The sequence below is a fragment of the Aeribacillus sp. JST-2 genome (assembly GCF_056032925.1).
Genome location: NZ_JBVVUU010000003.1, coordinates 96558 through 105881 on the forward strand (window position 1 = coordinate 96558; position 9324 = coordinate 105881).

12 protein-coding genes are annotated in these 9324 nt (G+C 38.7%); 2 read left to right on the plus strand and 10 right to left on the minus strand.

What is annotated here, in order from left to right:
- Positions 1-12: 12 nt before the first annotated feature.
- The 8 genes from AC0KTX_RS02730 to rpmG all read right to left on the minus strand — a co-directional run bounded on the left by AC0KTX_RS02730 (position 13) and on the right by rpmG (position 7072).
- Positions 13-1938, minus strand: a complete 1926-nt coding sequence (locus AC0KTX_RS02730) for an LTA synthase family protein (protein WP_474250700.1) — start codon at positions 1936-1938, stop codon at positions 13-15.
- A gap of 340 nt (positions 1939-2278) precedes the next feature.
- Positions 2279-3247 (minus strand): ROK family glucokinase, encoded by a 969-nt coding sequence (locus tag AC0KTX_RS02735; protein ID WP_474250701.1) that lies wholly within the window; start codon positions 3245-3247, stop codon positions 2279-2281.
- The gene (locus AC0KTX_RS02740; protein ID WP_474250702.1) at positions 3240-3473 is read right to left on the minus strand and encodes a YqgQ family protein; all 234 of its coding nucleotides are present in this window, start codon (positions 3471-3473) and stop codon (positions 3240-3242) included. The genes AC0KTX_RS02735 and AC0KTX_RS02740 overlap by 8 nt, the downstream gene beginning before the upstream one ends.
- 207 nt (positions 3474-3680) lie before the next feature.
- Positions 3681-5210, minus strand: a complete 1530-nt coding sequence (locus tag AC0KTX_RS02745) for a rhomboid family intramembrane serine protease (RefSeq protein ID WP_474250703.1) — start codon at positions 5208-5210, stop codon at positions 3681-3683.
- Between the two features lie 102 nt (positions 5211-5312).
- Positions 5313-5483, minus strand: a complete 171-nt coding sequence (locus tag AC0KTX_RS02750) for a sodium:proton antiporter (RefSeq protein WP_474250704.1) — start codon at positions 5481-5483, stop codon at positions 5313-5315.
- Between the two features lie 35 nt (positions 5484-5518).
- On the minus strand, positions 5519-6295 hold the full coding sequence (locus AC0KTX_RS02755; protein WP_474250705.1) for a DUF92 domain-containing protein: 777 nt from the start codon (positions 6293-6295) through the stop codon (positions 5519-5521).
- A complete protein-coding gene (locus AC0KTX_RS02760; RefSeq protein ID WP_474250706.1) occupies positions 6292-6861 on the minus strand; it encodes a 5-formyltetrahydrofolate cyclo-ligase in 570 nt (189 codons plus the stop codon). Before AC0KTX_RS02760 ends, AC0KTX_RS02755 begins: the two co-directional genes overlap by 4 nt.
- Positions 6862-6922: 61 nt before the next feature.
- Entirely contained in the window at positions 6923-7072 is a 150-nt protein-coding gene (rpmG, locus tag AC0KTX_RS02765) for a 50S ribosomal protein L33 (protein ID WP_044894432.1), read from the minus strand.
- A 194-nt stretch (positions 7073-7266) separates the two neighbouring features.
- Here rpmG and AC0KTX_RS02770 point away from each other — a divergent pair, with 194 nt between their 5' ends.
- Together AC0KTX_RS02770 and AC0KTX_RS02775 are read left to right on the plus strand one after the other, a co-directional pair.
- A complete protein-coding gene (locus AC0KTX_RS02770) occupies positions 7267-7632 on the plus strand; it encodes a DUF6115 domain-containing protein (RefSeq protein ID WP_474250707.1) in 366 nt (121 codons plus the stop codon).
- Complete coding sequence (locus tag AC0KTX_RS02775; protein WP_474250708.1) at positions 7629-8174, plus strand: endolytic transglycosylase MltG; 546 nt, start codon at positions 7629-7631, stop codon at positions 8172-8174. Before AC0KTX_RS02770 ends, AC0KTX_RS02775 begins: the two co-directional genes overlap by 4 nt.
- 33 nt (positions 8175-8207) lie before the next feature.
- Here AC0KTX_RS02775 and phoU read toward each other — a convergent pair whose 3' ends face one another.
- Positions 8208-8861, minus strand: coding sequence for a phosphate signaling complex protein PhoU (gene phoU / locus AC0KTX_RS02780; RefSeq protein ID WP_474250709.1), 654 nt, complete (start codon positions 8859-8861; stop codon positions 8208-8210).
- 49 nt (positions 8862-8910) lie between these two features.
- Positions 8911-9324, minus strand: a 414-nt coding sequence (locus tag AC0KTX_RS02785; protein WP_474250710.1) for a phosphate ABC transporter ATP-binding protein, incomplete at its 5' end; no start/stop codon positions are given.

Sequence of the window (9324 nt, forward strand, 5' to 3'; positions counted from 1 at the left end):
AATGATCAGAGCTTATGATTTATTTTCCTTAAGCTGGCCGTCGGAGGTTTGCTGCCCGCTGTCTTTTCCTTGATCTCCTTCCTTATCAAAAAAGCGCAGAAGATCTCCGTAAATAATTTCGTCCGAATAATTCAGCTCATTTTTCGCTTTTTCCATATACGGTTCGCATGCTTTTTGATCCTGGGCAGGTTCACCTGTTCCCTTATCATAGCATGTTCCTCTTGTGTAAACATATTTGTCTGTTACAAAGCTTCCATCACGCAATACGACAAACGGAAGGCGATCGTTCGAGAATACATCCGTGCCGAATTCAATATCATTTTTTGTGTCAACACCCAGCATATTTAATATCGTCGGTTTTAAATCAATTTGCCCCGCCACTTGATGAAATACTTTAGGATGTTTATCTGTTACACCAGGAATATGGATGATAAGCGGAACTCTTTGCAATTGAATCGTATCAAACGGTGTAATCTCATCTTTTCCGAAAAATTGTGCCATCGCTTTATTGTGATTTTCGGAAATGCCGTAATGGTCGCCATATAAAATAATGATCGAATTGTCGTATAAACCAGCTTCTTTTAATTTTTCAATAAACACTTTTAAAGCCTCGTCCGTATAACGAACTGTTGTAAAGTAATGATTCACCACTTCATCATCTGAATGAAATTCCTCTATTAACTTATCACTTTCATCCAGTTCAAACGGGAAATGGTTCGTCAACGTAATATATTTTGTGTAAAACGGCTGAGGCACATTTTTCAGCAGTTCTACCGATTGTTCAAAGAAAGGAATATCTTTCAGACCCCAACCAACCGAGTTTTCCTCGTTTACATCATAGCTTTTGATATCAAAAAACCGCTCATATCCTAAAGAATTATACATGACATCACGGTTCCAGAACGTCCGGTTGTTTGCATGAAACACCGCTGTATAATAGCCATAATCCTTTAAGATTTCTGGAGTGGCATTGTATTCATTGTTAGCATTTGTAAAAAAGACAGAACCCCTTCCTAATGGATATAATGAGTTCTCCAACAGAAATTCGGAATCCGATGTTTTGCCTTGTCCAGTTTGGTGATAAAAATTATCAAAATAATAGCTTTGCTTAATGAAATCATTTAAAAACGGCGTAATTTCCTGCCCATTTACCTTATTGTTGATAACAAAGTTTTGGAACGATTCCATTGAAACGATAATAACGTTTCTTCCTTTTGCAATTCCATGCATGTCTTTATTTGGTTCTTTTCTATTGGCATTTAAATAATTTTCAATTTCCACTAAGTTGTTGCTGTCAGCTAAAGCCCGCTGCGCAGATGTTTTCGATTGAAGCAATGAGTCGTAAATATGAAAATTGTACAAACCAATATTTTTCACAAGCATCTCTCTATCAAACGAACGTGTTAAAAGCTGCGGGCGTTCAGTTTCCGAAATTCCTAAATTAATAAAAAATACTGCTGCAACCATAAGAAAGTATGCGGTTTTTTCCTTGCGCATTAATTTTTCCGATTTTTTGAAGACAGGTTTTCTTGACAGCCAAATTAAAATGGCGATATCGACAAACATCAAGAAATCGACCGGCTGAAGCAGTTCAGTAATGCTGCTTCCTAAGTCCCCCATATTGCTTGCTTGAAAGAGGACAGGGATTGTCAAAAAGTCGTTGTAAAAACGGTAAAAAACAACATTTGCCAACAGCACGATCGTCATGATCACGCTAGTGCCGATAACCCAGCGATTTCGGTTTTTTTCATTCATGAACAGTCCGATACCAAAAACCAAAAGCAAAAAGCTGAGCGGGTTTATGAATAAAATAAATTCTTGCGTGAAGTTTTCTATTTTAATATCAAAGCTAGTTTTATAGACTACATATGTCTTGATCCACATAAAAAAGGTCGCCAACAACAAAAAAGATATTTTTGAAAACGTGCTTTTACGCATTCTTAAACCTCCTTAAACGGTGGAACCTGCGTACATCAACATTCAATCTTTTCCATTTTTTAGGTTTCAAGATAAATAACTAAAGTTTATCTTAATACTTCTTTCATAAAAAATCAATGGTTTTTACACTATATCAACAAAAGGAGTGGCTGGTTTACATTCATCATTGTATTCCAATCACCTATTTAAATAGACGCCACCTGCGCAAAAAAGTTTCAAAAAAAATCAAGCTAAAGGATCACAGCAAAAGCTTCATTAATTTTTTACAATGGCATCTAGCCTAAAAAAATTTCCTTACAATGGTAACTTACCTAAAAAAAGACCTGCGAACAGGTCCTTTTTATTCCTTTAATATGTATGTTTTTACGAGCCAAGCCCCACCGATGACGCCTGCATCGTTTCCAAGTGCGGCAATGGCAATTTCTGCAGAGGAGGCTTCTGGAAAAACAAATTGCTGAAAGTAATGGCGAACCTTTTCTATCAAGAAGTTTCCTGCTTTCGAAACCCCGCCGCCAATGACAATTTTCGCCGGATTTAACGCAGATGCCAAGGTGGCTAAGGCAAGTCCAAGATGCATCGTCACTTCTTCGACAACCTCCATTGCCTGATAATCGCCTTTTTTGGCTGCATCAAACACATCTTTCGCAGTAAGGGATCCGTTTTTTTCATACAATGTTTTCAGCTGAGAACCTTCTCCCCCAACTTGGATTTTTTCTTGCGCTATTCTGGCGATTCCTGTCGCAGAAGCAACGGTTTCCAAGCAGCCGGTTTTTCCGCAATTGCACGGCGCTCCTCCCTTTACCACGGACTGCATGTGACCGATTTCTCCTCCGGCACCGCTGTTCCCGTGCACGATTTCGCCATTGACAATAATTCCTCCACCAACTCCTGTTCCTAGCGTTATGCAAATTAAATCTTTTTCTCTATTTCCTGCACCTTTCCACATTTCTCCTAGCGCCGCAATGTTCGCATCATTTTCGACTGCTGCCGGTAAACCTGTAGCCTTTTCTAAACGGTCTTTTAAAGGGTAATTTTTCCATCCTAAGTTAACGGTGCGGTATATGACACCCGTTTCCAAATCTACAGGGCCGGGGGCGCCCATCCCGATTCCTGCAAGCTTATCCTTTGATTCGCCGAGTTCTTTCACCTTTTCATCTATAGCTTTTGCTATATCGTCTACAATTCTTTCACCGGATTTATCTGTAGGGATTTCCCATTTTTCGATGATTTCGCCATCCATACTGATAAAGGCAACTTTAATGGTTGTCCCCCCTAAATCTACTCCAACCAACCATTTGTTTTCATTCATATCGTGATCCTCTTTCCCCTCTTCTTTTTCTTTTTTCTTTTTCTCTTGTGATTTCTCTTCCTAAAATGAGCATTGCCATTTGAAAATCTTTCGCTTCCATCAATTGCGATTGGTACAACTGCCTTACTTCCATTTCCATTAATTCCAGATCAGCTAAACGATCTCCAATATAAATAATAATGCCAAACCGTTTCAAAAACTGTTGAATGTCGTAAACCGTTTTCAAAAACATCACCTTCAAAACTATCAATCAACGCAGTCTATAAACAAGTATAAATGATGAAAAAAAACAGTCAATATGAGATTTCAACTGAAATTTTCCGCCCATGCACCTGCCTTGTTCAAAACATTTTTTGTTTGAAGGTAGAAACATACACTTTTGCACTTACAACATTTTGCTTTTTTCAAAACGTTTTTTGTTTGAAGCGCAAAATTAGAAGCGGCTGAGCTGTTCTTTCACCAATTGATATTCCTTTCGATCCGGATCTATTTTCAAAGCAAGTTCTATCGCTTCTTTTGCTTTTGCAAATTCATTTTGTTCTGCATAAATGAGACTAAGTACATAGTAAGCTTGATGGAAAGCAGAATCCTTTTCGATCACTTCTTTTAAATATTCGATTGCCTCATTGACGTTTCCGAGCCGATATTCGGAGTATGCCAAAAGGTATGTCATTTCAATTGAAGCATCCTTCAATGTTCTCGCTTCTGATAAAATGTCAGAGGCCTTCTGAAAATCTTGGTTTGAAATTAATGACTGGGCAAAGGCAAGAGCCATTTCACTATTGCGTTTAGGTGCAATTTCATAACCGTAAAACCATAGTCCTAATACAAATCCAATTGCCAGCAATATGCCGACCGTTCTTGTCAAAAATCGGGACATTTTCGGAAGCTGCAAAGCAAATGCAGCTAAAAATCCGCCAATTAAGCCGCCAATATGGCCAGCATTGTCCACATTAGGGATCGTCCAACCAAGCATCAAGTTGATGGCCACTACGACGAGAATATTGGGGCCGATCGTTCTTAAAAAAAGTTTAGGCTTTATGACCCCGAAAAACAAAAGAGCTCCAAATAAGCCGAAAATAGCACCGGAAGCCCCAGCCGATAAAAAAGGGCTGAAGGCAAAGCTGGCGAGCGATCCTGTAAATCCTGCAAATAGGTAAATAAGTAAAAACCGGAGCGAACCGTACATTTTTTCGACAGCGATGCCGATAAAATAGAGAGCAAAAGAATTCATTAACAGATGAAGCATGCCAATATGAAGAAATATTGGAGTAAAAAACCGCCACCATTCTCCATCATAAATGGCAGGATTGTATTTTGCCCCGAACTTAATCAGCGTTTCGGAATTTGTACTTCCTCCAGACCACTCCAATATGAGAAACATGACAATTTGGGCAAATAAAAAAATATAGGTGAAAAAAGGTTTTCCGTTTTCAAAAAGAGCCCGCTCTTGTTTTTCCTGTTTTTGAATAAAAGAAAATAATTCTGTTTTGATATGATCCACCGTATCAAATGCAAGATCATCCCGTTCATGTCCGACATCATCCAAAACAACCGATAGCGCTTCTTCCAAAAAATTGATTTTCTCATCAATATGATGCTGATCCATGAGGACTGTATGAATGGTTGTTTTTCCGTTCATATACGGCGTTTCGATGCGGAATTCCCAATCATCCACAGGAGGGAGGGCTGTTATATAAACATTGAGAACATTTAAATGATTTGCTGCTGATTGCCTGCGAATCGTTTCAAACATATTTGCCGCTCGTTCAATGTCTTGAGAAATCCAAATTCCCCAGTCGATATCTTGACGGACAAAACGTACGAGATGATAATGTTTGCTTCGAAAAGGCTCTAGCCATATTTCCCGCTGATCCCCCGACATATTGGCGAGTCTGAAACCATTCTTTATCACTAGTTTTTTCACAATTTTCCAAAAGATCAAGTCCTGTTGAATTTCCATTCATATCTCTCCGAAATATTTTTCCTATATTATATCAAGGTCTGGATTCAGTTTGAAGAAAAAAGCTGAACCAGATTTGATTCAGCCCAAACCCATTACCTATTACAATTGCCGGACGACAAGTTTTCGAACATAAGGCAATTGCATTGCCAGATTCAGAAGCTGACTGCGAAGCCACTTGCTTTTTAAAAAAGCATTTATGATTCGGTATCGATAAACATACAAACAAAAAACGCTTGTAGCCAATAGAAACAAACGAAATAAACGTTTCATCCAAATCCCTCCAATGATTAAGATGAACATTGACATCAAGGTTTATCCAAGGAAAAATAAGCTAAAATTGTTGCAATCAGAATGGATAAAAAATTGACCGAGTCATTGTTCAGCCATGAAACGCCTTTCGTTTGAACAGTACGATTTCCACAATGAATGCGCTTTTCGGTTTCGGCTTTGCATATCGTACATTGATATTTTGCTTGCAACAGACAGCCCAGCACCGTATCGGCGAAAGCTCCGGCAAAACCAAAGAATACGGAGAACCAAAAAATGTTTTCATTGCTTTTTGTCATAACAAACGTGCCAAACACTACAAACAACGATCCTAGAAATGAAGCAAAAGTGCCAAGCAAACTGACCGCGCCTGATGTTCCTCTCTCCACAAAATGCGGAGGAAAAAGAAAAAGCGGTTTTTTTTTGCTTAAACTTCCAATTTCCGAAGCCCATGTATCAGCATTGGCGGAAGCAAAGGAAATCGTCAACAGAATATACCAGAGATAATTCGGATCGAAAAGATTGAGCAAACTCGCTAAAACTGCTGCTCCGCTATTTGCGAATACTTGAATCGCATCACGTTCTCCTGTTTTTTCCAAAATATTGTTCAATACTTGCTTTTGTTCTTTTTTCCATCTGCTGAGAATGCTCGAAGAAACAAAAAATAATCCAAGCGGAACAAGCCCTTTCAGCCCAAAACTGTAATACATGATGCCTCCTGCGAAAACGGAAGCAACCGCACCGGAAAAAGTTAAGGCATGAAACCGATAAGCGGCAAATGATGCGAGAATTATAAATAAAAAAATAAACATCATGTCCCGCACTCCATGATTTCATTTTCCGTGACGATGAGGCCGACAGGAAGATCATGCTGTTCTGCCGGCACTTTTTCCACTATTTGCAGTGAAAACGCAAGGGCAGCGGCTGTATTCGAATATTGTTTCAGATAGCGGTCATAGTATCCTCCTCCGTATCCGATCCGATATCCATAACGGTCAAAACAGATTCCGGGAACAATTAACAAATCGATTTCTTCCGGTGAAACAGCCGTTGTTTCTTCAACAATCGGTTCTTTTAAATCAAGATACACATTTTCTAACTGATCATAGGAAATAAATTCACGGAATTCCATCGTTTTCGTCTCCGGGTCGCATTTCGGCGCCGCAATTCTTTTTCCTTCCAGCCAACCTTGTGCAATCAATGGATTTGTATCTACCTCTCCCCCTTTTGAAATGGTTAGACCAACCGTTTTGGCGTTTTTCCATACATTCGTTTGAAAAAAGGCCTCGGCAATTTTTACAGATAAAGCAGCATGCAAGCCTTTATCCATCTTTTTTAGCAAATTTTTCACACGATTTCTCAATTCCTCTTTATTATGCATTTCCATCTCACCGCTTTGCCTTATAATAAAAAAACAGCAGGAAACCTCTTTCCTACTGTTTTTATTTTGTTTCACGATGTAACGTATGTTTTTTATCTCTAGGGCAGTATTTTTTCAACTCAATACGCTCTGTATTTGTGCGTTTATTTTTCGTTGAGATATAGTTGCGCTCTCCGCATTCTGTACAAGCAAGTGTAATATTTACGCGCATATTTCTTCCCTCCAAACATCAATCTTTCATCAGACTTTTATATCATATCATTTTTATTTCGCAAAATCTACATATATTTCCGCTTTTCTTTCCTTATGATTTGTTACAAATATTAAATTTCTTCAAAAGCCGTTTTGTTCTACTAAAATATATGATATAACAATAAATGGACAACATACGGAAGGTGAGATCCTATGGAAATTGTGATTATTATTTTATTTCTCGTTAGCATTGCGCTCTTAGGAATTGCTTTTACCCAAAGAGACGACATAAAAGAATTGGAACAGGAAGTTGAGCATTTGTCCGTTTCAGCGATGCAGGAAATTTACAAAATTAAAAAGAAAATGCGGGTATTTGAAGAAGAATTGCTGCAAGGTTCAAATACCGGCGCTGTTTCCCAAGATACTCAGTCCGTCTTGCATTTCGACTATTACACAAAAAAGAAAATTTTATCAAAATATGAACAAGGCATGTCCATAGCTGAAATCGCCAAATCTGAAAATGCCACAACAGATGAAGTGAAATTAATCATTGAGCAAAACAAGAGGGAGCTAGTATGAACAAACGTGTATTGCAAGCCTTTGCCGCAGGCATGATTGTGTCAACATCCGTACTGACAATCACATTTTTTGCAGGGGACTATCATCAAAAAGTTGTGGCGGAAAAAGAGCTGACGGACAAATCAGTGAATGAATATTTGGCCAAGAACAATCAAATAGCCGTTTCAAATAAAGATTATGAGGAATTTCTTGCATACAAAGACGCAAAAGTCAAAAACGAGAAAGATTCCGCTGTCGCTCAAACCGATCCGAAGAAACAGCCAAAAAATCAAGCCCAACAAAATCAGAATCAACAAAATCAAAGCAAGCAGCCAGCTAAAAACAGCAATGCTCAACAAACTCCGGTCAAAATTAACATTCAAGAAGGCATGAATACAAGTGATGTATCCAAACAGCTTGAGCAGGCAGGAATTATCGACTCCGCCTCAAAATTTAATCAATACTTAATTAAAAATGACTATCATAAACGCGTCCAAATCGGAACGTTTGAAGTCAAAAAAGGGATGAGCTACTACGAAATTGCTGAAGCTCTCACCCGATAAATAAAAAAGGTTTGCCAAAATCGGCAAACCTTTTTAATTGTTTAAGTCGTAATGGCGTCCTTTTACCAAGTACAAAATATTTTCGGATATATTTGTCGCATGGTCTGCTATTCTTTCAATAAATCTTGCGATAAGCGACAATTGCGTAATTTGATTTAAATAATCTTGATCGGATGGAACTGTCTGCAGAAGATCGCGTATCGTCTCCCCGTATAAGTCATCTACTTCATTATCCATCTCGGCGACTTTTCTTGCCAGTTCAACATCTTCTTCATGAAAAGCTTTCAGCGAAAGGGACAACATTTCAGATGCAAGCTGATGCATTTTTTTAATTTGATCGATCGGTTTCACGAGTGCTTCGTTGCCGATGCGGATAGCGGATTTTGCAATATTGACTGCATTATCAGCCATCCGCTCGATATCTGCGGCAATTTTGATCGACACAATGATCCTTCTCAAATCAATGGCAACTGGCTGCTGCTTTGCAATTAAGAGAATGGCAAAATCATTTATTTCTTCTTCCAAATCGTCAACTTTTTCATCTTGCTCCATCACTTCAAGAGCCAACTCAATGTTTTGTGTTTCCAAGGCGTTGATTGCCTTGCTCAAAGCGATTTCCGTATGGCTGCCAATTTCAATCAACTTTGTATGCAGAGTATTTAAATCAACTTCAAATTTTTCTCTCATTCGTTTTCCCCCATTAACTTCAAGTCATCCAGTTACCGAAAAAATTTTTTTATCCAAAACGGCCAGTAATATAATCTTCTGTCCGTTTATCTGCTGGGTTTGAAAAAATACTGTCCGTATCGCCGAATTCGACGACTTCCCCATTTAGGAAAAATGCTGTTTTATCCGAGATGCGCGCAGCCTGCTGCATATTATGAGTGACAATAATGATGCTGTAATTCTTTTTCAATTCTTGGACTAATTCCTCTATTTTTAATGTTGAAATCGGGTCAAGCGCCGATGTCGGTTCGTCCATCAAAATAACATCCGGTTCAATCGCTAAGCAGCGGGCAATACATAGACGCTGCTGCTGTCCCCCAGAAAGTCCGTAAGCATTTTCTTTCAAACGATCTTTGACTTCGTCCCAAATCGCCGCGCCTCTTAAACTTTTTTCTACAATTTCATCTAAAATCTTTTTGTCGCG

Bases quoted from the DNA above. Each gene is read 5' to 3' on its own strand.
- AC0KTX_RS02730 (WP_474250700.1), bottom strand. From the start codon at position 1,938: ATGCGTAAAAGCACGTTTTCAAAAATATCTTTTTTGTTGTTGGCGACC.
- AC0KTX_RS02735 (WP_474250701.1), bottom strand. From the start codon at position 3,247: ATGAATGAAAACAAATGGTTGGTTGGAGTAGATTTAGGGGGGACAACC.
- AC0KTX_RS02745 (WP_474250703.1), bottom strand. From the start codon at position 5,210: ATGGAAATTCAACAGGACTTGATCTTTTGGAAAATTGTGAAAAAACTA.
- AC0KTX_RS02750 (WP_474250704.1), bottom strand. From the start codon at position 5,483: ATGAAACGTTTATTTCGTTTGTTTCTATTGGCTACAAGCGTTTTTTGT.
- AC0KTX_RS02755 (WP_474250705.1), bottom strand. From the start codon at position 6,295: ATGATGTTTATTTTTTTATTTATAATTCTCGCATCATTTGCCGCTTAT.
- AC0KTX_RS02760 (WP_474250706.1), bottom strand. From the start codon at position 6,861: ATGCATAATAAAGAGGAATTGAGAAATCGTGTGAAAAATTTGCTAAAA.
- rpmG (WP_044894432.1), bottom strand. From the start codon at position 7,072: ATGCGCGTAAATATTACACTTGCTTGTACAGAATGCGGAGAGCGCAAC.
- AC0KTX_RS02770 (WP_474250707.1), top strand. From the start codon at position 7,267: ATGGAAATTGTGATTATTATTTTATTTCTCGTTAGCATTGCGCTCTTA.
- AC0KTX_RS02775 (WP_474250708.1), top strand. From the start codon at position 7,629: ATGAACAAACGTGTATTGCAAGCCTTTGCCGCAGGCATGATTGTGTCA.
- phoU (WP_474250709.1), bottom strand. From the start codon at position 8,861: ATGAGAGAAAAATTTGAAGTTGATTTAAATACTCTGCATACAAAGTTG.